The sequence below is a fragment of the Anaerophilus nitritigenes genome, from assembly GCF_004138215.1.
Taxonomy (GTDB): Bacteria; Bacillota; Clostridia; order Peptostreptococcales; family Thermotaleaceae; genus Anaerophilus; species Anaerophilus nitritogenes.
Genome location: NZ_RYYS01000068.1, coordinates 1 through 24,072, shown reverse-complemented (window position 1 = coordinate 24,072; position 24,072 = coordinate 1). Strand labels below are relative to the sequence as shown.

36 protein-coding genes are annotated in these 24,072 nt (G+C 30.3%); all 36 read left to right on the top strand.

From position 1 onward, the window contains the following. Window positions 1-298 (top strand): hypothetical protein (locus EK368_RS10630; RefSeq protein ID WP_341472792.1); only part of this gene is annotated, 298 nt, incomplete at its 5' end. A 40-nt stretch (window positions 299-338) separates the two neighbouring features. After that, window positions 339-593, top strand: a complete 255-nt coding sequence (locus EK368_RS10625; protein WP_129599548.1) for a hypothetical protein — start codon at window positions 339-341, stop codon at window positions 591-593. Window positions 594-631: 38 nt separating this feature from the next. After that, window positions 632-1,141: a sigma-70 family RNA polymerase sigma factor gene (locus EK368_RS10620; RefSeq protein WP_129599544.1), complete on the top strand. Its 510-nt coding sequence runs from the start codon at window positions 632-634 to the stop codon at window positions 1,139-1,141. Between the two features lie 249 nt (window positions 1,142-1,390). Continuing rightward, window positions 1,391-1,678: a hypothetical protein gene (locus EK368_RS10615; RefSeq protein WP_129599542.1), complete on the top strand. Its 288-nt coding sequence runs from the start codon at window positions 1,391-1,393 to the stop codon at window positions 1,676-1,678. A 50-nt stretch (window positions 1,679-1,728) separates the two neighbouring features. Then, window positions 1,729-2,019: a hypothetical protein gene (locus EK368_RS10610; RefSeq protein ID WP_129599540.1), complete on the top strand. Its 291-nt coding sequence runs from the start codon at window positions 1,729-1,731 to the stop codon at window positions 2,017-2,019. Between the two features lie 38 nt (window positions 2,020-2,057). Next, complete coding sequence (locus EK368_RS10605) at window positions 2,058-2,450, top strand: hypothetical protein (protein WP_129599537.1); 393 nt, start codon at window positions 2,058-2,060, stop codon at window positions 2,448-2,450. A gap of 322 nt (window positions 2,451-2,772) precedes the next feature. Further along, window positions 2,773-4,515: a terminase large subunit gene (locus EK368_RS10600; RefSeq protein ID WP_129599535.1), complete on the top strand. Its 1,743-nt coding sequence runs from the start codon at window positions 2,773-2,775 to the stop codon at window positions 4,513-4,515. 12 nt (window positions 4,516-4,527) lie between these two features. Continuing rightward, window positions 4,528-5,829 carry a phage portal protein gene (locus EK368_RS10595; RefSeq protein ID WP_129599532.1) on the top strand — a complete coding sequence of 434 codons (1,302 nt, stop codon included), beginning with the start codon at window positions 4,528-4,530 and terminating at the stop codon, window positions 5,827-5,829. Continuing rightward, window positions 5,822-6,679, top strand: a complete 858-nt coding sequence (locus EK368_RS10590; RefSeq protein WP_129599529.1) for a minor capsid protein — start codon at window positions 5,822-5,824, stop codon at window positions 6,677-6,679. The genes EK368_RS10595 and EK368_RS10590 overlap by 8 nt, the downstream gene beginning before the upstream one ends. Window positions 6,680-6,795: 116 nt before the next feature. Further along, a complete protein-coding gene (locus EK368_RS10585; RefSeq protein ID WP_129599526.1) occupies window positions 6,796-7,371 on the top strand; it encodes a DUF4355 domain-containing protein in 576 nt (191 codons plus the stop codon). A gap of 11 nt (window positions 7,372-7,382) precedes the next feature. Next, entirely contained in the window at window positions 7,383-8,324 is a 942-nt protein-coding gene (locus EK368_RS10580; RefSeq protein ID WP_243109404.1) for a phage major capsid protein, read from the top strand. Window positions 8,325-8,499: 175 nt separating this feature from the next. Further along, the gene (locus EK368_RS10575; RefSeq protein WP_129599523.1) at window positions 8,500-8,820 is read left to right on the top strand and encodes a phage head-tail connector protein; all 321 of its coding nucleotides are present in this window, start codon (window positions 8,500-8,502) and stop codon (window positions 8,818-8,820) included. Window positions 8,821-8,828: 8 nt separating this feature from the next. Then, window positions 8,829-9,176 carry a hypothetical protein gene (locus EK368_RS10570; RefSeq protein ID WP_129599520.1) on the top strand — a complete coding sequence of 116 codons (348 nt, stop codon included), beginning with the start codon at window positions 8,829-8,831 and terminating at the stop codon, window positions 9,174-9,176. Further along, a complete protein-coding gene (locus EK368_RS10565) occupies window positions 9,173-9,535 on the top strand; it encodes an HK97 gp10 family phage protein (RefSeq protein ID WP_129599517.1) in 363 nt (120 codons plus the stop codon). The genes EK368_RS10570 and EK368_RS10565 overlap by 4 nt, the downstream gene beginning before the upstream one ends. 10 nt (window positions 9,536-9,545) lie before the next feature. Next, on the top strand, window positions 9,546-9,971 hold the full coding sequence (locus EK368_RS10560) for a phage tail terminator family protein (protein WP_129599514.1): 426 nt from the start codon (window positions 9,546-9,548) through the stop codon (window positions 9,969-9,971). An 11-nt stretch (window positions 9,972-9,982) separates the two neighbouring features. After that, on the top strand, window positions 9,983-11,062 hold the full coding sequence (locus EK368_RS10555) for a phage tail sheath C-terminal domain-containing protein (protein WP_129599511.1): 1,080 nt from the start codon (window positions 9,983-9,985) through the stop codon (window positions 11,060-11,062). 45 nt (window positions 11,063-11,107) lie between these two features. Further along, window positions 11,108-11,542, top strand: a complete 435-nt coding sequence (locus tag EK368_RS10550) for a phage tail tube protein (RefSeq protein ID WP_129599508.1) — start codon at window positions 11,108-11,110, stop codon at window positions 11,540-11,542. A gap of 20 nt (window positions 11,543-11,562) precedes the next feature. Continuing rightward, window positions 11,563-12,066 carry a hypothetical protein gene (locus tag EK368_RS10545; protein WP_129599506.1) on the top strand — a complete coding sequence of 168 codons (504 nt, stop codon included), beginning with the start codon at window positions 11,563-11,565 and terminating at the stop codon, window positions 12,064-12,066. Between the two features lie 65 nt (window positions 12,067-12,131). After that, window positions 12,132-12,275: a hypothetical protein gene (locus tag EK368_RS15105; RefSeq protein ID WP_207670265.1), complete on the top strand. Its 144-nt coding sequence runs from the start codon at window positions 12,132-12,134 to the stop codon at window positions 12,273-12,275. A gap of 46 nt (window positions 12,276-12,321) precedes the next feature. After that, window positions 12,322-14,223, top strand: a complete 1,902-nt coding sequence (locus tag EK368_RS10540; protein WP_129599503.1) for a phage tail family protein — start codon at window positions 12,322-12,324, stop codon at window positions 14,221-14,223. An 11-nt stretch (window positions 14,224-14,234) separates the two neighbouring features. Further along, on the top strand, window positions 14,235-14,660 hold the full coding sequence (locus tag EK368_RS10535) for a hypothetical protein (protein ID WP_129599500.1): 426 nt from the start codon (window positions 14,235-14,237) through the stop codon (window positions 14,658-14,660). Window position 14,661: 1 nt separating this feature from the next. Continuing rightward, on the top strand, window positions 14,662-15,642 hold the full coding sequence (locus EK368_RS10530; RefSeq protein WP_129599497.1) for an XkdQ/YqbQ family protein: 981 nt from the start codon (window positions 14,662-14,664) through the stop codon (window positions 15,640-15,642). Window positions 15,643-15,644: 2 nt separating this feature from the next. Continuing rightward, a complete protein-coding gene (locus tag EK368_RS10525; protein ID WP_129599494.1) occupies window positions 15,645-16,064 on the top strand; it encodes a DUF2577 domain-containing protein in 420 nt (139 codons plus the stop codon). Window positions 16,065-16,076: 12 nt separating this feature from the next. After that, window positions 16,077-16,529 carry a DUF2634 domain-containing protein gene (locus tag EK368_RS10520; RefSeq protein ID WP_129599491.1) on the top strand — a complete coding sequence of 151 codons (453 nt, stop codon included), beginning with the start codon at window positions 16,077-16,079 and terminating at the stop codon, window positions 16,527-16,529. Further along, window positions 16,530-17,600 carry a baseplate J/gp47 family protein gene (locus EK368_RS10515; protein ID WP_129599488.1) on the top strand — a complete coding sequence of 357 codons (1,071 nt, stop codon included), beginning with the start codon at window positions 16,530-16,532 and terminating at the stop codon, window positions 17,598-17,600. Further along, window positions 17,593-18,231 (top strand): putative phage tail protein, encoded by a 639-nt coding sequence (locus tag EK368_RS10510; protein WP_129599485.1) that lies wholly within the window; start codon window positions 17,593-17,595, stop codon window positions 18,229-18,231. Before EK368_RS10515 ends, EK368_RS10510 begins: the two co-directional genes overlap by 8 nt. Window positions 18,232-18,248: 17 nt before the next feature. Then, window positions 18,249-18,983: a hypothetical protein gene (locus EK368_RS10505; protein ID WP_129599482.1), complete on the top strand. Its 735-nt coding sequence runs from the start codon at window positions 18,249-18,251 to the stop codon at window positions 18,981-18,983. A gap of 12 nt (window positions 18,984-18,995) precedes the next feature. Next, window positions 18,996-20,876 (top strand): hypothetical protein, encoded by a 1,881-nt coding sequence (locus EK368_RS10500; protein ID WP_129599479.1) that lies wholly within the window; start codon window positions 18,996-18,998, stop codon window positions 20,874-20,876. Window positions 20,877-20,881: 5 nt separating this feature from the next. Then, window positions 20,882-21,088, top strand: a complete 207-nt coding sequence (locus EK368_RS10495) for a hypothetical protein (RefSeq protein WP_129599476.1) — start codon at window positions 20,882-20,884, stop codon at window positions 21,086-21,088. Further along, window positions 21,081-21,221 (top strand): hypothetical protein, encoded by a 141-nt coding sequence (locus EK368_RS14930; RefSeq protein ID WP_165000421.1) that lies wholly within the window; start codon window positions 21,081-21,083, stop codon window positions 21,219-21,221. The genes EK368_RS10495 and EK368_RS14930 overlap by 8 nt, the downstream gene beginning before the upstream one ends. A 124-nt stretch (window positions 21,222-21,345) precedes the next feature. Next, entirely contained in the window at window positions 21,346-21,594 is a 249-nt protein-coding gene (locus EK368_RS10490) for a hemolysin XhlA family protein (protein ID WP_129599473.1), read from the top strand. A 4-nt stretch (window positions 21,595-21,598) separates the two neighbouring features. After that, complete coding sequence (locus tag EK368_RS14925) at window positions 21,599-21,760, top strand: hypothetical protein (protein ID WP_165000420.1); 162 nt, start codon at window positions 21,599-21,601, stop codon at window positions 21,758-21,760. Between the two features lie 11 nt (window positions 21,761-21,771). Further along, window positions 21,772-22,392 carry a peptidoglycan recognition protein family protein gene (locus EK368_RS10485; RefSeq protein ID WP_129599470.1) on the top strand — a complete coding sequence of 207 codons (621 nt, stop codon included), beginning with the start codon at window positions 21,772-21,774 and terminating at the stop codon, window positions 22,390-22,392. Between the two features lie 111 nt (window positions 22,393-22,503). Continuing rightward, the gene (locus EK368_RS10480) at window positions 22,504-23,325 is read left to right on the top strand and encodes an antA/AntB antirepressor family protein (RefSeq protein WP_129599467.1); all 822 of its coding nucleotides are present in this window, start codon (window positions 22,504-22,506) and stop codon (window positions 23,323-23,325) included. Between the two features lie 117 nt (window positions 23,326-23,442). Next, the gene (locus EK368_RS15270; protein ID WP_279222278.1) at window positions 23,443-23,577 is read left to right on the top strand and encodes a hypothetical protein; all 135 of its coding nucleotides are present in this window, start codon (window positions 23,443-23,445) and stop codon (window positions 23,575-23,577) included. A 179-nt stretch (window positions 23,578-23,756) separates the two neighbouring features. Further along, the gene (locus tag EK368_RS10475) at window positions 23,757-23,969 is read left to right on the top strand and encodes a hypothetical protein (RefSeq protein WP_129599464.1); all 213 of its coding nucleotides are present in this window, start codon (window positions 23,757-23,759) and stop codon (window positions 23,967-23,969) included. Window positions 23,970-24,072: the final 103 nt, after the last annotated feature.

The following is a 24,072-nucleotide window of genomic DNA, read 5'->3' as shown; positions in this document are numbered from 1 at the left end:
TAGATGGAAATGCTTCAATAATATTGACAGAAGCATTAGAAAAAGCAGGGAAGGTGATGGAGTAATGAAAAAGTATAAATGTATTAAAAAATTAATATTACAAAAATATGATGATGATGGTTTTGTGATGGACAATGAATTCTTCTTTACAAAAGAAGGTAGTGTATGGGAACTTGATGAATCTGATTCAAAATTAATAGGTGGAGAAATAAGACTTATAACTACAAAAGAAGGATATTTGGATTGGCTGGAGATAGACAAAGAAACACTAGAAGAACATTTTGAAGAAATTAATTAAGCATAAAATTGAGGTTTAATGGAGGAAAGGGGAATAAGAGATGGATTGTGAAATGATAAGACAAGAATTACAAAAAGCTGGAGTATTCACAGAAAAAATTACAAATGAACAACTTGAAAAAATAAGGGATGTAATTAATGTAGCAGGAGGAGGGTTATATCATCTAGTGAATGTTTTAACAGGACCAATTAACATTAGGGAAGCTATTTATTATGGGGGTTATCTAAGCAATAACCATAGAAGAATGAACGGAAAAGCACCAATAAGATTAAAACAGATATTGAATATACGCTAACTATAAGGTTTGTATGGAAGAACATAAGGGGGTAAGACATGGAAGACCTACAGTATAGAAAAACAGAAGGGATACTTTATAGTCACTTTAGGAGAAAGAAAAGGATTAATAGGATTAAGTATGATATAGAAAGTACAAAGCACAGTATACATAAGATACAACAAGACCTTCAAAATGTAAATATAGAGTTATCTGATTGTATGAAAGCAATTGATTATAGTCAAGATAGAGTACAGTCTAGTAGTGAGACAGTTAGTGCAATGGAGAGAGAAATGGAAAGAATAACAGACAAGCTACTAAATGAATTGACATATAAAGTACAGAAGAAATTCAAATTAAATGCTAGACTTAGAAATATAGAAGCACAAGTAAAAAGAATACAAAGTGTACTTGATGAATTGACAGAGGAAGAAGCAAGTCTTATAGAACTAAAATATAATGGGTTAAAAACTTATAGACAAATTGCATATGATCTACATTGTGATGTAGCGACTGTGAAAAGAAGAAAAGATAAGCTAATAGAATACATTGCAAGTGAATTAGAGTAAAACGCAACAAAAACGCAACACTTACGCAACAAAGTAAGTAAATTTCTGTAGTATAATTGTATTATGGACAACTGAATAAGGACAGGGACAATCTCACACATGTTCCAAAGTGGAAACTATCGTAAAGGTGAAGGACACTCAGAAATGGGTGTCTTTTATTATGCATAATTAGTATAAAGAATTACCTATATCTAAATAATACTAAAAATGGTACAATATACATAATACTATTTTAAATGAGGTGGTTATATGAAATATTGTACATTGTGTAAAAGGTATGTAGAGCCTACAAAATCTAAATGGAACTGGGGTTTGTTTATACTCTTATGTGTTACAGTAGTCGGAGGAATAGGATATGCTATACATCATGTGTTTATGAAAAGTAAGAATAGATGCCCGATTTGTGCTACTAAACAATTAATTAAGTATAGTCCAGAAGATGTAGAAGCTAAGAAGTTAGAGAAACAAGAAAAGAAAGAAGCACGAAAAGAAATGATTGACAATGTAAAGAATAAAATAAATGAAGTAAGAGAGTAGGCATCCATGAGGGTGTCTATTTTTTATGCGTAAAAGATAGGGGTGAAATAATGAAGATACCAGAAAAAATTAAAATAGGATATAGAGATTATAGTATTAATTTAATTAATGGTGATGTAATAGATGGGAATAGTGTTTGCTATGGAAATATAAAGTATGATGATGGACAAATAAACATAAGCACAAAATATAGTAAAGATCAAATAGAGTGTACATTTATCCATGAGGTTCTACATGGGATAGATGAATTAATGGAAACTAATTTAGAAGAGGAACAGATTAGAAAGATGGCAAAAGGATTGTGTTATATTTTAAAAAATAATAAAGAACTTTTTATGTAATAAGTTGTAATAATTGTAATGCGAGGGGAGAAGGGAAAATGATAGATGAAAAAAAGCAAATGGCTATTAATTTATTAGTGGAAGGAACTACGAGTAAGACAGAGATTGCAAAGCTATGCGGAAGAAGTAGACAGTGGCTGTATCAACAGGTGTTGGATGACGAGGAATGTAAGGCAGAGCTAGACAAACGTCTACGGCAAATAGAAACTTTTGGAATGAATACAATTAAAGGTGGATTGCAAGAAAAGATTAATAATATAGTGCGATTAGCCAATAGAGCAGAATCAGAGAAAGTAAGACTCGAAGCTAATACATACCTAGTAGATAAGGTACTAGGAAAGAACACAACAAAGCTGGAGGTTATGGAAAAGATAGATAAATCTAATGTAATAGATGTAGATGAAGCACTTGGAAAATTAGAAGAAGAATAGGTTCACAAGAGATAAAAATTATACACAATATACAGTAGTATGCATGAGAAATTGAATAAAAATACTGTATAAATTAGTGAATGTAAAAACTAAAATAGAAGAATGTTAATCAAACGTTGGAATATAAACGTTTAGATGAAATGCTCGAATACAACACAATAAATAAAGTGTTACATTCGAAATGATAAGAGTGTAGTCGAATAGATTGTACTCTTATTGTTGTTTTTGGAGGGGTAGCCTTCTAAATTCAAAAATGAAAAATGTGGTGTTTTAAGTCCTACAATTTTTTATAATATTTTTCAACCTCGAAGGTGGTGAGATAATGCAACATACAAAAGAGGATATACAACTACTCTACAAATACCTAGTACAATATCTAATAAAATATAAAGATCTTTCTAAACCTAAAGCCGAACAATCAGCTCGTCAATTAATGAAGTCTAACAATGATAAGTTGTACGAATATGGTAACTTAGCATGGTTAGTAGGGAAATACAGTATAGAATATTTCTGTTTGCATTATCTACAAGATACATTTGTAGTAAAAGAGACAAATGATGCTAGACCTTTAGCACAGGTTCACTATGATATATGGAATCAGCTAGAACAAATGTTCATTGAAAATAGTTGGGATAAGGAAGAATTTATATTGCCCCGTGGACTTGGTAAATCTACATTCATAAACTTATCGGTATCAGCTTGGTTACATTGTTATCAAAAAAGCAGATATACAATTATGTTAGGGAATAGAGAAGATGATGCAGTCAACTTTGTAGAGAAAGTTAAGATTGCATTACAAAATGATTATATACTAGAGACTTTTGGAAAATTAGTTAATCAAAGAGAAAGAACAGTCAATAAAATTGAATTAGAATTGACTAATAATACAAAAATACAAGCATTTTCTTCTGGTACATCTGTTCGTGGTACTACTTATACATGTGCAGATGGTATTTTTAGACCTCAATGCATTATAGCAGATGACTACATAAACGAAAATGATATACTATCGGATAATGCAAAAGAAAAGAAAGTTAATAAATGGTATAAAGAAGTTGAAGAATGTGGAGATAGTGCAGTTATTAGAGGTGGGAAAGTAATTAAACCTTCTAGTAAATTTATCATAGTTGGTACTCCACTAGCACAAGGAGATTTTATCGACACTATCAAAAAAGATACAGATTATACTCTATTTCATCGGGGAGTAGTAGATTTTGATGCAGAGGAATATTTTGATACTAATCAACATTGGCAGCAATATAAAAAAATACTATTCAACAATAAGCTAGAAAATGCAACTCAAGAAGCAGAACAATATTATTATGATCATATAGATGATATGAAATTCTCAACAATTTGGGAAAAATATTCTTGTGTAAAATTAGCAAATAAATTCTTTAACAAAAGGATTGCATTTATGCAAGAATTAATGTGTAACTGTCAGAAGATTGGTGAGAAATGGTTTAAGAGCAACTTAGCACAAAGCAAAGAAGAAATTGAAGACAACATATTCACAAAAAATATTCTTGTAATTGACCCTGCTGGAATCAAATCTGCAAGTAGTAGGCGAGATTATTTTGCATTTGCAGTAATGTCAGAGGCAGAAAATGGGTTTAAATATGTTCGTTTGGGAGAGATAGAAAAGATTGATAGTTATAATTATTATATAAATCATGTCATAGAAATTTTAAAGGACTTTCCAGATATTACTCATGTGATTATAGAAAAAAACTTCTATAATGGCATGGATGGGGAGAAAATAAAGGAAAGAATCAAAGAAGATGAAGAATTTTGGGGAAGAAGTATTGAAGTGGAATGTATAGCAACTAGGAAAAACAAAGATGATAGAATTTCCACTATTGTTGATGATGTGAACAATGGTCGTATAATTTTTTGTAAAGATAGAGTACAAAAAGAAGCACTAGACCAACTAATGGATTTTCAAGGACAGATATATAGTTTGCATGATGACTTTGCCGACTGTATTGCTTTGGGAGCAAATGAAATATCTAATATTGTTGTATTTCAAAAGCCTATTATATTAAATCGAAAACTATTATTTTAGGGAGGTGAAAAAGTGGAGATTGATAAAAGTATATTAAAAGTTGATATAAGTAATTTTGAATCAGCACGATCTGAATACAAGAAAATGTATGACTATTATATAGCGAAAACTGATGCAGAAAAGAATTATAAGCAGGTAGATGATAGAAGTAATGCTTTTGTTAAGCAAAATTTTATTAAGAAGTTTCTAAAACAAGAGGTTAATTATTTGCTAAGTAATAGAATTACATATACATCTGAGGATGTAGACGCAGTTAATATAATTACTAGGGTTATGAAACGTGCAGGAAATACACATGATAGAGAATTGTTTAAAAATGCTTTAATATTTGGAGAATCTTATGAGTTAGCTCATATAGCAGATGAGAAAATAAACTTTAAGATATTAACACCTCTAAATTGCTATATACATTACAATGAATATGATGAGATTGAATATGCCTTCTATTATAGAAAGAAAAAAATAAACAATAAAGATGTGATATTGCTAGATATATACACCAAAGATGATATTCAATATTTTAGTTATTCTTCTGATAATTTTAAACAATCAAAAGCACCTACTAGCCACTTTTTCGGGGAAGTACCTATTTCAATATGTTCTTTGAGCCAAGAAGGTAAAGACGATACTTTGTATAGTGACATATTTAGCTTACAAGATAGTTATAATACGGTAGTATCTAACTTTGTAAATGAAACATCTGATTTTAGAGATGCTTATATGGTTTTTAAAAATGCAAAAGTAGATGATACTACTGCAAAAGAATTTAAAAAGAACGGGATTATTATACTTAATAGTCCAAATGGGCAGCTTAAAGCAGATGTTTCTTTTTTGATGAAAAATATTAATGCAGAATTTAACAAATTAATGTTGGATACTCTACATAAAAATATATATGAACAGGCAAACCACATTGATGAAACTGAAAAACTACAGAGTAATACGAGTGGTGATGCATTACAGGCTCGTATGTGGGGATTAACAAATAAGATAAGTGGTTATAAAGATGTAATGTCTGATGTATTACAGAACAGATGTAAATTGATATTTAGATATTTTAATCTTATTACAAGTAGTAAACATGATTATCTTGATATTGATTTTAAATTTACATTAAATCTACCTAAAAATGACCAGGCTACTGCTGATATTATAAGCAAAGTTGGAGATAGGATAAGCAACGAAACTGCATTGGCACAATTCTCTTTTATTACGAACCCGTCTGTCGAAGCTAAGAAGGTAGAAAAGGAAAAGGGAATAGAAATGACACCAGAACAGGTTAAGAGTTTAATTGCAGGTGTTGGAGATGAATAAGAAGATACTAGAGGATATTCTAAGAGAATATAAAGATGTCTTATTGCTTACAGAGGATGAGATATCTAAAATATTAGATGCTTATGACAAGCAGAATGAGGAAATTATAGATATCGTAAATAAATTATACAACTCTATAGACAATGAGAATATTTGGCAGGAAGTAAACAAATATGGCAGGTTGAAAAAGTTAGAAAAAGAATTAAAAAGTGGTTTATTGAAATTCTCTAAATTAGATATAACAATGACTACGGCAATATTAAAGAAAATAGCAAATGAAGCATATGCAAGAAATGTATTTGTATTAGAGAAGAATCTATTTATTAAACCAACAAAGAATATTAAGCTACCTAATAAGATTATAAATGAGATACTTAATTATAATGTAGAGGGGCTTAATTTCTCTGAAAGAATTTGGTTTAACAATGTAAAGCTACAACAAAACATGGTAGGAACAATCAGAAATGGGCTACAAAATGGCTATAGCATAGATAGAATGGCAAAATCTATTAAAGATACTATGCAGATTAGTAAAAATAATGCTATGAGACTTATAAGAACAGAAAGTGCTGGTGTATGGTATAGAGGGCAAAAACAAGTATATAAAGATCATAAAATTAAAAAACTCGTATTGATTGCTACATTAGATAGTAGGACAAGTAATATTTGTAGAGAACGTGATGGAAAAGTATATATCGCAGGAGAAGAACCTGCATTACCATTTCATCCGAATTGTAGAAGTACCTATGCAGCATATTTTGAGAATCAGCAGATTAAAAGTCGTTTAGACAATCAAACAAAGCAAAAAATTAAATACACCACTTATAAAGAGTGGATTAAGCAAAAGTGACGTCTTTAAATTGATTTTAAGACGTTTTTTAATGCAATTGATTAAAACTATACTAAAAATTTATATGGCGTTCTGTGTGGTTATAACTGTGTAGAGTGCCACTAGGAGGTAAAATTATGGAATTAAAAGATGTAAAAGAGTTTTTAGACGAAAACAAAGAGGATGAAGATGTTAAAAAATTTGTTGGAGGGTTAATTAATTTAGATTTGATTAAGTCTGTAGCAAATGAAGATAAAGATGTAAGAAGTTGGCTAGATAGTGAAAAGGATAAACATAGTAGTAAATCCTTGGATACTTGGAAAAGCAACAATCTTGAAAAATTATTAGATGAAGAAATTAAGAAAAGATTTCCAGATAAAGACCCAAAAGATACAGAGCTTGAAAAAATGAAAGCTGAAATTGAGAAAATAAAAGCTGAAAGTGTTAGAAAAGAATTAACAAATAAAGCTATTAAGATTGCAACAGAAAAGAAATTACCCGTTTCTTTAGTAGATTTTTTAATTGCAAATGATGAAGAAACAACACTAAAGAATCTAGGGGTATTAGAAGAAACATTGAAAACTACAGTACAAGGTGCAGTAGAGGAAAAAATTAAAGGTAATGATTATAAACCACCTAAAGATGAGAAAGAGGAAAATAATAGTAGTAATTTTATGTCTATTATAAAAGAAAATCAAGCAAAAAGAGATTAGGAGGAATAAATATGAATACAATAAAAAAACCATTGAAAATGAATCTACAATTATTTGCTGATGCAGGATATTTAAAAGACAATCTAACAGGTTTTGTACCTACAGAATCAGCAGCAGGAATTATGAAAGATGTAGCAAGAGGTTCTAGTGTTTTAAGATTATCAAAGGTTGAAAGTATGACAAGTGATAAAAAGAAATTTTCTATTATGACAGAAGGTGCTGGAGCCTATTGGGTGGGAGAAACTGAAAGAATTAAAACTTCTACAGCAACTTGGATATTCCCAGAAATGGAAGCTAAAAAACTAGCAGTTATTGTTCCAGTCTCAAAAGAAAAAGTAAACGATACTACAATTAATGTATTTGAAGAATTAAAACCAACAATTGCAGAAGCATTTTACAAAGCTATTGATGCGGCGTGTTTATTTGGAACAAATTCTCCATTTGCAAAATCAATTTATGGAGTAGCTGATGGAGCAGGTAATAAGATAGCATTAGAAACTAATGGAGTAGGTAAATTAGATTTAGATGTATCCGATGTTATGGCACTTGTAGAAGATGCTGGACACGATATTAATGGATTTGTAGGACACTATGGACTTAAAAACTCTCTTAGAAAATTAAGAGATGCTAATGGAAATGCATTATTCGTTCCAGGAATCGACCAAAATGAATTATATTCTAATCCGATCGAGTTTACTAGAAATGGTGCATTTGATAAAAGCAAAGCTGAATTAATAACAGGCAACTTTAATTACTCTTTAGTAGGAATAAGAGAAGGGATAGAATATGAAATCTTAAAAGAAGCTACATTGCAAAGCGTAACTATGGCAGATGGTAAACCACTTTCTTTGGCTGAAAATGATATGGTTGCGATTAAAGCTACTATGAGATTAGGATTTCTACCTATCAAAGACGAAGCTTTTGCATTATTAATACCTAAAGCAGGTGCATAGAGAGGGGATAATCCCTTCTCTATTTGTTTTAAAGGATGGTGATAGTATGAAAAAATATACAGATGGGAAAAGAGAAATATATGCTACTGAAAAAGCATATGAAGTGATCTATAAAAGACAAGGGTTTAAAGAAGTTGAGACTAAGAAAAAAACTACAACAAAGTAGGTGTAATATATGTTAGATATGATTAAAACACTATTAAATATAATAGATGATAGTAAAGATACTATTATTAATTATTATATAGGTGCTTATAGCAACAAAATTAAGAATATGACAGGCTTAGAAAAAGTTCCATCAACTTTGGAGCATATTGTAGTAGAATTAACAGTAAATAAAATGAGTGGCAAAACACAAGATATTAAGAAGGTTAAGAGAGGAAATACAGAAATAGAGTATAATACTGATATTTCTAATATAGATATGAGTGTGTATGAGGATGAGTTGGCGAGATATATGATTGCTAATGTGCAATTCATACCGATTAATGGGTAGGTGATAATATGAATGAAGCAGATATACTTAATTCAACATATTTTGACAAAATGACTGTATATAGAAAAGAAACTATTACTGTAGATTATGAAGATAAAGACATGAATATTGAGGTGTATAAAGATATTCCTTGCTCATTGGATTATTCTGCAAGTAATAACACTAATCAAACAGAAACAGCAAATATAATAAAATATAATCCAATTATTTTCTGTTCTCCTGATCTTGAAATAAAGGCAGGGGATACTATTATAGTAATTATAGAGAATGGTCAAAAGAGAAAATTGAAAACTGGAGAATATATATATTATCCTAGTCATTTAGAAATTCCATGTGTGAGGAATGATGAAGCATGATGAGCTTTGATGATATGAATAGACGATTAACTGAAATAGAAAATAGGTATAAAGAAGATGTAAAAGATACAGTACAAGAAGTAGGATATATGATAGAAACACAAGCAAAATACAATACTCCAGAAATGACAGGAGAATTAAGACGTAGTATTACTACTGATAATGTTGAGCAAAATGAAAATGTAACAATGGTTACAGGTGGTACTACTAAAAAGTATGCAGAAGCTGTTGAAAACGGGCATAGAACTAAAAATGGTGGTTTTGTACAAGGACAATTTTATATGGATACAGCAATTGAGCAGGTAAAACCACAAGCAGAAAGAATGTTAAATGAAATGTTTGTAAACCTTTTTAGATAGAAGGGATTATATGATTAAGATTAAAGATATTAAAACGGCAGTATGCAAGAAAATAAAGGAATATGACAATACAATTAAAGTACACACAGAAGAAAAAGTACAAGGTTTAAAGCGACCTTGTTTTTTTGTTAAATTAATACCTTTTTTTGAAAGAAAAGGAACATATGCAAGTTATAAAAAGGTGTTAATTAAACTTACATATTTGCCTAGATCTGATGAAAACGACGAATGTTATGAAATGGCTGATATATTAAACAATGAGATATTTGAGTTTAGATTTGATGTATTAGATAGGGTTTTCTATATAGAAAATAAGAGGATAAATATTAATGATAATAAATTAATATTCTCTTTTGATATTGAATTCTTTGATTCTGTAATGATAGAAGAATATCCAAATATGGAAGAATTAGAACTTGTGAAAACTATAGAGTAGGAGTGATATAGATGTTAGGATTGCCAGAAATTCGAGTGAATTTTGAGACTAAAGCAGTTACAGCAGTACAAAGAAGCGAACGTGGTATTGTAGCATTGATATTAAAAGATACAGGTACTTTTGACACTAAAGTATATAAGAGTATAGAAGATATAAGTGACAATGATTGGAGTGCTGGAAATTTAGACTATATTAAGAAAACATTTTTAGGAATTCCATCTAAGATTATTTGTGAGAAAGTAGAAGAAGAAGCAACGGATTATAAAGAAGCACTAAAAAGACTAAATTCTAAAAAGTTTAACTATTTAGCAATTCCAAGCCTTACAGCAGAGCAAACAAGCGATATTATGACTTGGATTAAAACAAAGAGAGACAATGAACATAAAACATTTAAAGCAGTATTACCAAATTGTAAGGGAGATCATGAGGGGATTATTAATTTTACAAGTGACAATATAAAAGTGGGTTCTAAAAATTATACTACTTCTGAATATTGTTGTAGAATGGCTGGAATTTTAGCAGGATTATCTCTGAAAAGAAGTGCTACTTATTATGTGTTAAACGAGGTAGAATTTTTTGATGAAGTGGAAGATATAGACAATAGGATTGATGCTGGAGAATTGGTTTTATTCAATGAAGATGGTGAAGTAAAGATTGCTAGAGCTGTGAATAGTTTTGTTAGTTTTACACCTAAAAAAGCTGAGGATTATAGGAAAATTAAGATAGTAGAAGCTATTGATTTAATGAAAGATGATATTAGAGAAACATTTAGAAAATATTATGTAGGAAAAGTGATAAATAGTTATGAAAATCAAAGATTGTTTTTCGGTTCTATTTCTGCATATTTTGAACAATTAGCACTAGATGGAATACTAGAAAAGAAAACAGAGGAAAATCTTGATAGAAATAAAGCAGATGTAAATATTCCAGTGCAGAGATTGGCTTGGAAGGCTATAAAAGGTGAAGAAGTTGATCTTTGGAGTGATAAGAAAGTAAAAGAGAATACATTTAGAAGTAAAGTATTTATGACAGCAAAAGTTAAGGTGCTTGATGCTATGGAAGATTTAGACTTTACAGGAATCTTAGAATAGGGATTAATTTCTCTATTCTATTTTAATTTTAGGAGGTAGATATTAATGGCTAAAGAAATTGAAGCATTGAAGGTTGTTAGAGGGGCGAAAGGTAAGCTGTTTTTTAATGGCAAAGAATTAGCAGAGATTAATAGTGTAAATTATAATATTACAGCAAATAGAGAAGATATGATGTTGGCAGGAAAGTTAACACAATATGGAAGAGTTACAAGTCTAAAAGGTGAAGGTACATTTGTTGTTAAGAAAACAAATTCCATGATTGAAAAGGAATTAATGATGAGTTTAGCAGCAGAAAAAGATGTGCATTTTTCTCTTATGATTGGGCTAGATGACAAAGATACAAAAGGCTCTGAATATGTAGGTTTAAATGATTGTTGGGTTAATAATATAAATAACCTAGGATTTGAGTTAGGACAATTATTAAATAGAGAAGTTGGTTTTGGATTTGACCCAGAAGATATTGATTTAGATGAAATGTAATAAATAGGAGGCGTAATAATATGGCTAAAAGCATGGCACAACATAAAGTGGAAACTACTGTTGCAGATTTGATTCTTATGATGGATAAGGAACAAAAGGAAAAGGCTAAAGAAATAACAATAACAAATAGTAAGAATATTACTTGTACATTTAGAATTCCAGATAGGGGTTATGCACTTGAAAAACAAGCAGAAATAGAAAATACAGTATTTAATACTATTGATATGAGTAAATTAGAGGGCAAAGATTTTAACAAAGCATTAGATAATTTGGATATTGCTGGATTAATGGATACTACAGAAAAAGTGTATACAAAAATGCTATATGAATGTAGTGTAAATCCTTGTTTTGCAGATGAATTATTATTAGAAAATGCAGGACTTAAAGCACATAATGGACACAATATTATTTCAAATTTCTTTTCTAGTAAGGAAATTACAGAGCTAGGAGATAAATTGATTGAACTAGCAGGGGTATGTAAAAAAGATAATGGCAAGGTAATAATTGAAAATGTAAAAAAGTAATTAACTCGCCCTTTGGAGAATGTATCGTATATTATTTAGAAAAAGGGCAGAAATTACAGGATATTTTGAATCTAACAGAGTTAGAGAAAATGTTTTACATAGAAGCTATGCACAAGTCAAAACAGGCTGAAAAAGAACAATTAGGACAATGTATACAAGCAATCCTTTTGGGAATTGCTGGAATGTTTGGGGCTAATCCTTCAAAATGATTAGTCCTTTTTATATTTCATGTAGGGAGTGTAGGGAGGTGAGAGTGTGGGAGAAGGTACTAATTATAATGTTGGTTATATGCTTACTGTTCGTGAAAATTTTAGACAAACCTTTGAAAGATTAAGACAGCAACAAACACAAGCACAAACACAAACTACTCGTGCAGGAGAAGTAATGAGCAGGGTATATGGTAGAATACATAATATTCGTGTAAATACTAGAGAAGCAATACAAAGAAGTCAGCGTTTGAGTCATGTATATGATAGATTACAACGTACTAGAACTACTATATTACAAGCTAGAGATAGAACTAGACAAGTATTTAGTAGAATTAACAGCAATTTAAGACGTTACACGAGGGGAAGTTATAATGCAATATTAAGAGCGAAAGATGCTACGGGGAGTGTAATCGAAACCGTAAAAAATAAAATATTTAATCTAAAAAGTTTGGCGGCAGGAATTGTTATAGGATTGGGAGTTAAGAGTGCTTTAGAATCTGGTGCAATGTTAGAGAAGCAAATGGTATCTATGGGACACTTTATAGGTATAAACAATAAAGGAATGTCCGAGCAGGATGTAACAAAAGAAAGAGATAAATATATAAAAGAACTGAGAGAAAATGCTAATGCAACACCTTTTGAGACACAAGAAGTAATAACGGCAGGTGCTAGAGCTGTTAACGTGGCAAATGGGGATACAAGCAAAGCTATGAATTTAGTTAAAATTGCAGAAAACATGGCGGCACTTAATCCAACTAAGAGTTTAGATGATGCTATGGAAGCACTTGCAGGACTTAAAACTGGTGAAACTGAGAGAATGAAAGGTTTCGGTTTTAAGATATCTCAAGATGATATTAAAAATGCTGGTGGTATAGAAAACATAATAAATAAACAAATACAACCATTCTTTGAGGGTGGGGCTGAGAAGTTAGCAGGAACAGCAAGTGGTCTATGGTCTACTATAAAAGGTAAAATAGGTTCACAAATACAAGATACTGGACTTTCTGTGTTAGAAGGATTAAAACCACGCATGGAAAGTGTAATAGGATTTATAGATCGAATTTCTCCGACTCTTTCTAAAATAGGGGAAGGTATAGGAACAGGAGTAGGAATTGCAGCCGAAAAAATAGGCGAGTTTGCTGACTTTGTAGGCGAATATATGCCACAAATTAAAGAAACTGTAGGTAGTGTAGGAGATTGGATTGGTGAAAAGTTTGGTTGGATAGCAGATAAGACAGATTTTTTAAAAGAATATTGGGCGACTTGCTGGGAAATGAACGCTGATTACTTAATAACAGCATGGGGTGTAATTAAGCCAATTATAGACTTAATTGCTAGTTCTATAGAAATATTATTTGGCGTATTCGAGTGGGCATTTCCTGCAATGCAAGGAATTATGCAAACTGTTTGGGGAATTATTAAACCAATCTTACAAGCTATGGGAGATTTGATAGGATTTATTGCAAAAGGTGCTGGAAAATTAGCTGATTTTGTAAATGGTAGTGGTAAAGGGGACAATGACAATAAAGACAAACCAAAAGGTAAAGATAAACCTAAACCAAAGGGTAAAGGAAAACCTAAAGTAGATGGTTCTCATGCTAGTGGGTTAACGAGAGTACCTAAAGATGGTTATATTGCAGAACTACATAAGGATGAAGCAGTTATACCTGCGAAAGATAATCCTTTCTTACATCCAGCAAATAACAGAGATAATAGCACTACTAATTCTAATAGCTTTGTAGAGTATATTCAAGATTTTACTAAAAGTAATAATCATATTGAAAATATTCAAAATACAGATAATACATCACAGCAAAATAGCACATCTAACAGTAATAATAGCACTACTAATAATTTTAATATAACCATAAATGGAGCAGATAAGTCAACTCCACAAATGGCGAATGAATTAGCCGAAATGATTGTAATTAAATTAGAAAATATGTAGGAGGTAATATAGTGGAAATTTTTATGAGCATTAACAATAGAGAAGAAGTTATACAATTACCTATATTGCCTTCTTCTATTATGATTTCTAGTCCACATAATAACAATGTATTTACATCTATTAGTGCTGGAGATTTGAAAATCATGGGAAATAGAGGACTTAAAAGCATGATATTGAGTAGCTTTTTTCCGTTAAAAAATGATAGATATAATAATAAAATACAACAAAATAAAGATCATGAAGGCTGGGAATGGGTAGAGATAATTGAAAGCTGGATTGATAGAGGAATACCTATTCGTTTAGTTGTAACAGATACACCTATAAACATTGCAATGACTATAGATAATTTTGAATATGGAGTACAAGATGGAACAGGAGATATATTCTATACTTTAACATTATCTGAATTTAGAATTATTGAATTGAGGGAGGGGTAATATGATTAGACCTATCAAGGTACTTTTATTAAAAAGTAAAATTATTGATATTACTCCTATCGTGCAAAGTATTAGCTTAAATTCTAATGTAGATACTTTAGGACAAGAATTAGATATTAATATTATAAGCAATTTTGACACTCAATGCTTTCCTATTAATCCCGTTGAAATTGATAACCACATTAGCATATTAAATCATGATAATACTGAAATATTCAGGGGAATGGTTGTAGCAGACAATACAAATGACAGAAACCCGAAAGGATATAAATGCTTTGATTATGCTTTTAATTTAAATAAAAGTGAAGATATATTTCAATTTAAGGACATAAGTGTACAACAAGCATTACAACAAATTTGCAATAGATATAATATTAAAAATAACATATGTAGCATTAATACAAAAGTAAAGAAAATATATAAAGATAAAATTACTTCTGATGTAATAAAGGATTTACTTGATATTGCAAAAAATGAGACTGGTAAAAAATTCTTTTTTGAAGTTAATGGAGACACATTATATGTTAAAGAATTACAGAATGAAGTGATAAAAGCTACTTTTAAACTAGCAAACAATGTACAAGATTATGACATTAATAATGGAATCGGAAGTGTTAGCATTAAAAAAAGTGCTGAGGACTTAAAAAATAGCATTGTAATAGTAAAAGACAATAATATTCTCGCAACTGTACAAGATCAGAACAATATCAATAAATTTGGATTATTGCAAATGGCAGAGAGCATAGAAGAAAATGACAAGGCAAAGGCACAGAATAAAGCTAAAAATCTATTGAATGAATTTAATAAGATTGTTGAGGAAACAAATGTACAGTTTTTAGGTGATTTTAGAGTGAAATGTAATAGAATTTTAGAATTAAATGAGCCAGTAACGGGATTATCTGGACAATATAGAGTAATGTCTTGTACACATAACTATGACAATATACATGTTATGAATTTAGGATTAGAAAGGGTGATGTAATAATGGTTACTAATGATGGTATAACAGAACTTGCTAAGATGTTTAAGGATAGAGAAAATCCTAAGCAACAAGGCATACAGGTCGGTACTGTAATATCCCCACCCCCTGCTACGAAAATTCGTCTTACAGATAAAATTATACTTGAAAATGATGATTTGGTTTTCTCTGCTCATGTACTAAATGGATATGTTAGAGAATATACAGAGCAAGGGAATATACAGTTTACCCAAAGTAATTGTGGAAATACAAATACAGTAGCCACACATAATCATTCTGTAGCAAATATAAATATTAATACATCTTATACGACTATAGGCAATATAACCTTTACAGATACTTTAAAAGTGGGTGATGAGGTTACACTTATGCCGTCTGTAGACGAGCAAACTTGGTTTGTAATTGATAAAGCAATTAGATTATAGGGTGGTGATTAGATGTTCCCTAAAATAGAAAATTTGCAGATGCCAGAAATAATAGAACAGGTATCAGCTACTAAAACAGTAGAGGATTATACGTCTTATGCATTTGACTTTGAAGAAGTACAATTTATTAAAGAGAATGGAAAACTAATAAAATTATATGGCATAGATGCTTTAAAAGTTTGGATATATGACTGTATAAAGACAGAATTTAGGAAAAGCAAGGTATATGAGGATGTAGCAGATTTCGGAACAAATAAACATGGTTTGATAGGATATACATTAAACGGATTTATAAAAGAAGAAATTAAGAGGGAAGTTAAAGTTGCATTAGAACAACATTTTGCAATTAAAACTGTAAATGTAGTAGATGTATATACTAAAAAATCCAAATTGTATGTAAAATGTGAAATTAAAGTAATTACTAGAAAAGGACTAAAATCCTCGGACATGGAGGTGAGAGTATAGATGTTTGTATCAAAAGATAAAGACACGTTAAAAGATGAAATGTTAGATGATATAGATGATACAGAAGATAAGACTTCTGGTGGTTTTATATATAAAGTAATTAAGGCAATTGCTATAGCAATATCTAATCTGTATAAATACACTAAAAAAGAAGTTGTAGAAAAATTAGATGTTGAAAATCTACATAGTGAAGAATTAGAAAGATATATAAAACAAAGGACTGGGATTACTAGAAAACAAGCCACATATGCAGTAGGAGAGATTGATATTGAAGGAAATGGAACTGTATATGAAGGTGACTTATTTCAAACCGAAAACGGACTACAATTTAAATCTACTGAAACAAAAACAATAGTAGGAAAAGGTATCGTAAAAATACAAGCTACTAAAGCAGGGGAAATAAGTGTAGTACCTGCTGGAGTTATTACAAAAATGCCTATGACACTTGAAGGGATAACAAATGTAAATAATTCTAAGCCAACAATTGATGGGTATGAAGCTGAAACAGATGAAAGTTTATTAGAACGGTATTATGAACGTATCAGAACTCCTGCCACTTCTGGAAATAAAGCACATTATAAGAATTGGGCAAAGGAAGTGGAAGGTGTTGGAGATGCTAGAGTATTCCCACTTTGGCAAGGAGACAATACAGTAAAAGTAGTAATAATAGATGCAAATAAGCAACCTGCAAGTACAGAATTAGTCGCAAATGTGCAAGAGCATATTGACCCTAATAAAAGTGGATTAGGAGAAGGAACTGCACCTATAGGGGCATATTGTACTGTATCTAGTACAGTAGCAAAACAAATAAATATATCTGTAAAAATAAATAGAATAAGTGATAGTTACTCTATTGAAAATATTAAGGAAAAGATGAAAACTAACATATCTGAATATCTTAAATCTATAGCATTTAAACAAAACTATGTGTCTCATGCAGCAATTGGGAATATAATTTTTAATACGGAAGGTGTAGCAGATCATTCCGATTTAAAGGTCAATAATAGTATTGGTAATATTGCTATAGTAGATGAAGAAGTAGCAATTTTGGGAGGTGTTTCAATTGCTTAATTTAATTGAATATCTCCCTTTTCATATGCGAAAAAACGAAATATTTCAAAAAGTTTTCGCTACTACTGAAAAGCAATTAAATCAATATAAAGTTGATGCAGAAGATGTAAAAAAACAATTAAATATAGACACAGCAACATGGGGACTTGATGTGTATGAAAAAGAATTAGGCATTAAAACAGATAAATCTAGAACTTTTGACGAAAGACGATCTGTAGTAAAGAGTAAATGGAGAGGGAATGGAAAAGTTGATGCAAAATTAATTGAGTTAATAATTAAAGCTTTTATAGAAACAGAAATCCGAGTGCAATTCAATAAAAAAATAGAAATACAATTTCCTAAAATACAAGGGAAACCAAAAAACATAGACTTAATTGAATATGCAATAGAAAATATAAAACCTGCACATCTTGCATTAAAATTTATATTTTTCTTTACTAGATATAGATATTATATGGGTATACCTTATACTCCATATAGTTATGAAAATTTAGAAAATTTTTCTTATGAAGAAATTGAAGAGGGTTTCATTATAGGAGAATTAGAAGGGAAAAATAACGCTTTTACATATAAAGAAATGAAGAAATATACATGGGGAGAGTTGAAACAAAGAGAGATTCCAAAAGAATAGATAGGAGGTTGAGGAAATTGGCAGAATATAATTATACACCTAATTTAAACCTAAAAAAACCAACCGAGGATGCATATTTTGATGTAGAAGATTTAAATGGGAATATGGATATCTTAGATCAAAAGGTTGGAGATTTGCAAATAAAACCTGCACACAATTTTACAAGTATAGAAGTAAACAATTTAAAATCTGGTAAATTAGCAAACGGAAAAGAAAGTTTTTATAATAATTTTGGAAAAATAGAGATTGCAGTAGGGTTTAATAGCGATTATGAGCATAAAATTTACATTTACAAAAGACATAGAAAAAGCTTTTCTATGTTTCGCTTATTTTTTGTTGGAAATGGAGAAAAAAACAAACACTTAGGGGTTTCTGTTTTTGGGAAAAGTGGAGTTAATGGTTTTCATGTTGCACAAGGTACTTATTTATGGAGTCCAACGCCTAACGTTTATGATAGAACTACAAAGCATGGAATATGGATGACAAAAGGGATTGACGAAGGAAGTGCTGATATAAATATAGACGATTATACTGTAATAGGGTCTACATTAGAAGGGGTTTTAAGAGGAGGAGGTATAAATGAATTTGTAAATAAAAATAAATTCTTATCTTGCTTAGGAGAGGATAGTTCTCCTATATTTAGAGGTGCATATTTTAAATATATAGATGAAACAAAAGATGCTTTAGTGCTTGTGTTTAAAACTTTTAGTCCAACAATACTAAATACACAAGTTGTATATGAAGTATTTTAGAGGAGGGTGAAAATGATTTATACACCACATATTGAATTAAAGAAACCAGGGCGACAAGACAAATTTAACATTGATGATTTTAATGAAAACAGTGATAAAATAGACAATAAAATCAGCATGTTAGAAGGTAATTTAATTAAAGATAAACAAGCTACACTACAGCTAGGTTATTCTAACAACATACAAACTATCAACTCAAAAATAACAGGAAATTTTGATATAAAAATAGATGGGAATATGGAGGATGTAATTTTAGATTCTGGCATAACAACCAAACAAACTATTCAAAATCCTTATGTTAAAATTAGAGGAAAAAATTTACTAAATATTAATAGTAATTTTCAAAAGACCTTATCAACGGGTAGTACTTATTCAAAATTAGTAGTAGGATTTAAACCTAAGTCAAATACAGTATACAATTTGACTGGACATATGTATAAAAGTACAGGAATTAATGTTAATGGTGGGTTTGCATTAGTGGGATTTAGAAAGGGTCAGACAATTCCACAAAATGAAAATTGGTTTGTACAAGAAGGTACAAGAATAGCCACTTCAGAAGCATATGACATAGATGTAAAAGTAGAGTTCAATTCAGGAGAATATGAATTTATTGGTTTGTATATAGGACTTATTAAAGATAGTAGTCCTTGTACTTTTAAATTTACAAATTGGATGATTAGCGAGAAAAATTTGGATTTAGATTACGAACAACCTAGAGAATCCATTGGAATCATACCTACATACCTAGCAAAAATAGGAGATGTAAAAGACCGAGTTATCGGAATAAAAGGTACAAAAGCTATTGTTGAACGAAGAATTGGGAGAACAGACTGTATTCCTGGTAAAAAAGCAACCGTTACTTTAAACAAACCAGACATGAAAATTGTTGTATTCGGTGAGAAAAACATAAATGCTAATTCTGAGATTGATAATAAAGTATTTAAGAAATATGATGGAAAAATATTAGGTATATCTCATGGGACAATTATAGAGCAACCAGAATATGCAGTATATTCAGTTGGGTATGGAGGTTTACATTTTTCACTCTCAAATTCCGACACAGGCTGGGGAGATTCTTATACTAATCTATCTGATTTAGAGTTAAAAGCTTATTTTCTAGGATATCAAATGAATAATGGAACGTATGGACAACTATATAATAATAGTGGCACTAAAACATGGATTCCACTAGGCGACACAGATAATACTAGAGCCGTTACAACTTGTCCTACAGAAATTTCTCCAACAATCGTTGAGGGTAAAATTAATCATTATGGACTATTCTATGTATTAGAAACTCCAAGAATTGAAGAAGTTGAGATGAATATTATTGGAGATAGTTTCTCTCTACAAGAAGGTACTAACACTGTAGAAGTAGGCACAGGACTTGTATATGAGAAGGCGAATCCTGTATATTTTAAACAATTGAGTAGATATTACATTAATGATAGAACATTAAAAGATAATCAATTTAGATTCAAAACAAAGAAAATTGTTAATATCTATAAACAATCTAATGAAATTATTGAATTAGATAACAATTCATGGACATTTAATACAGATATAAATGCTTATGGTTATGAAAGACTATATATCAAACATGAAAATTTTGACCCACAAGCAAAATATTACTGTCTCTACGAAATGATTCCTGAACTATATACGTGTAATATAGAAGGTGCAGAAATTGTTTACTCTGAGACTATTAGAGATAGTCTTAATAACGTAAATAAGAGAGTTGGAGAAGTTATTGTGGATGTATCATTTATTAATATGAGTTTGCTAGAAGTAGCAGATAAAGAACTTGGGATGCATATGATAGAATTACTAAATTCCGAAACTAATTCTGATTTAAAAAACAAAGTAAACGAAATATTAAATATATGGAGGTAGAAAAAATGTTGTATGAAAAAGTATTTGAAAAGTTGCCAAATTTAAAAACAATCGTTGAATCAAGAGCAGAAGAAATTGCTACACAAAAAATACTAGAAAAAGAAGAAGAGATACATGCATTAAAAAAAGATAGAGAAGTATTAGCACAGAATGTACTTGATCTTACAAATGTAGTAGAAGCTATCTTAACTGGAGGTGTTCACAATGACTAAAACAGAAGCATTAGCATTATTACAAAAAATAAAGCAATCTTCAAAAGAAATGATAAGTGGAAATGTCGAAGAAAATCAAAATGATGAAAAAACAATAGAAGAAACAATTGAAAAACAGGAAACTATAATATAAGCACCTAGAAGGGTGTTTTTTTAATGCCCTCTCTAAAATAATGTTTAACGCATGAACACCTAAATGGTGTTATTTTTATGGGAAGAATTAGTTTTCTTCCCTATTTTAATTTAGGAGGTGGCACATGGAAGATATTTGTAAAGAAATTCATAAGCGTGTAGATGAAAGACTAGATACGCATGATACAAGACTAAATAATCATAGCGAGAGAATAGATAGGCTAGAACAGGCGAAGTCACGAACTGATGTTAAAATAGAAAATTTGTGTAATCAGATAGAAAATCTAGTATCGGTTATGAAATGGTTTATATTTGCTATGCTTGGGAGCTTAGCAAGTTTTTTCATCTGGTACGTTCAACAGTTAGGAAGGTGATTTTATGGAGAATAAAATTAAAACAATATCAGCAATCGTATTTCAATTTACAATAGTTGCTATACTTACATTTTGTCTTGTAACAAAGATAGGTGACCCAGAAACAATCATTGGAGCATTAATTGGACTAGCTGTAGGTATAGGTATTAATAGTATCTCAGAATAGGAGGTGGAGCTATGAAATATATTGTAGATCACATACAAAAGAATACAAATAAAAGACCATGTATTGCAATGATTCCAGAATACATAACTATACATTCTACAGGCAATCCAAAATCTACAGCTAGAAATGAACGTGATAACCTTGCAAGAGAAGGAAACACTCGACAAGCTAGTTTTCATATCGTTGTGGACGATTTAGAAGCAATAGAGTGTATACCACTTGATGAAGTCTCTTGGAATGCAGGGGACGGCAGAGGAAAAGGAAATATGGCTTCTATATCGGTTGAAATATGTGAGAGTGGCAATAGAGAAAAGACTTTAGCAAATGCCGTAGAAGTAGTAGCAAAACTATTACACGAAAGAAATTGGTATATAAGCAATCTTAAAAGGCATTATGATTGGAGTAAGAAGAATTGTCCGAGAATTTTAAACTATAATAATTGGGAAGGGTGGAAAAGATTTATGGAAGATGTACATGAAAAACTAGAAGAAATGAATAAACCACAGCCACATTGGGCAGAAGAACATTTTAAAAGTCTAAATGGTAAAGGTATTAAAATTCATGAAAAACGATATGATGACACGATTACAAGAGGAGAAGTATTTGCTTTATTAGATCAGATTGTTAAGTAGGCATTCCCCAAAATTGGGGAGTCCTTAGAACAAAATTGATTTCATAGATACAGGAGCTAAATAGTTCCTGTATTTTTTATACCCATTTTAAAACTTCTAGGAGGTAATAACATGAGAATAGTAAAGATTAATGATATAAAAGTAAAAGTATTTGAGAAAAAAGAACTGATTGAAAAACTAGGATTTACAGAAGAAGATGCAAAACTAGTAATGAAGTATCAAAAGACATTCCCTGAGTTGTTACAGGATCAAGAAGGATTTGTAATCGATGGAGAAACTTTATGTAATCAATTAGGAGTGAAAGATAATCATTCTACATGGCTATTAGCTAATAATGTAAGTAAAACTGGTAAACTTATTAAATATCGAATGACAGAGAATGTAGATTATCACCTTGCGAAATCGCAAACTGTTGCAAAAGGTACAGAGAAAAATATTATAAAACTCACAAAAGATTGTGCTAAGAAAATAGCAATGAGACAGAACAATAAAATGGGTGACTTGGTAGCAGATTATTTTATTCTAGTGGAAAAAGCCTTAAGAGATTATGAGCATTGGCTCATGGTTAGAGAACCACAAAAAGAAGGATATAAAAAGCTGAGTGAAATACTAGATACTAATTACCAGTTAACCCATGAAGGAAAAGAAGCACCTGCTTATATTTTTTCTAATGAGGCAGATATGATTAACAGAAAATTACTTGGAATATCTGCTAAAAAGCTACAGAATCTACTTGATACAAAAGATAAAATAATAAGAGAACATTTTACTATAGAGATCAATAAAGCTATAAATGAAATACAAACTATGGATATGGGCTTAGTAATGGCAGGATTAGACTATGAAGCAAGACGAAAGGTTATATCAAATATTTGTAATACAAAATTTAAGAATATACAATTGATGGTAAATGAATTAAAGGAAATTGCTTAGAAGCAGGAGGAAACTCCTGCTATTTTTTATTTTTTGAAGAAGTAATAGAAATATATGTAAAAAAGCTTGACAATACTCAATATATTGAGTATAATATAATTAAGGGAGGTGAGGAAAATGAAAATAGATGATGAATACATAAATCTACTAACAGCATTAATCAACCTAGCAACTGCAACATTAGTCTACAAAACGCAAAAGAACGTCTCTAAAAAGAAACGTCCTCGAAAAAGAAAAAAGCATAGGAAGTAAGTATCAAGGGGAGTGGCACCTCCCTTTGATAAAACCTTCTTAACATAGATTATACCATAAAGTTTTAAAATATACATGAGGAGGTTTAATGATGATTAGATATATAAGTTTAGGAATTAGCATAATAGCCTTCATAATAGCATTAACAGCATATAAACAATCAAGGAGGTAAGGTATATATGGCTAAAAAAAATAATCCAAGGATACAAGCACAAGTAACTCCAGAATTAAAAGAAATTACAGATAGAATGTTGAAACACTTAGACATGACACAAGCTGAATTTTTTGAGAAGTATTTACCATCTTTATTTTTAGCATTAGATAAAGAAAAATATTTAGATTTAGTGAGTGAAGTTTATAGAAATGAAAATTTAGAAGAAATCATAAAGTAGCCAGGATATTCCTGGTCTTTTTTTATTTTATCAAACTCCATATAGAACAAGTAAAATATTTGCAGGATATACAAAAACATTGTCGAAAATAAATAAAATACCA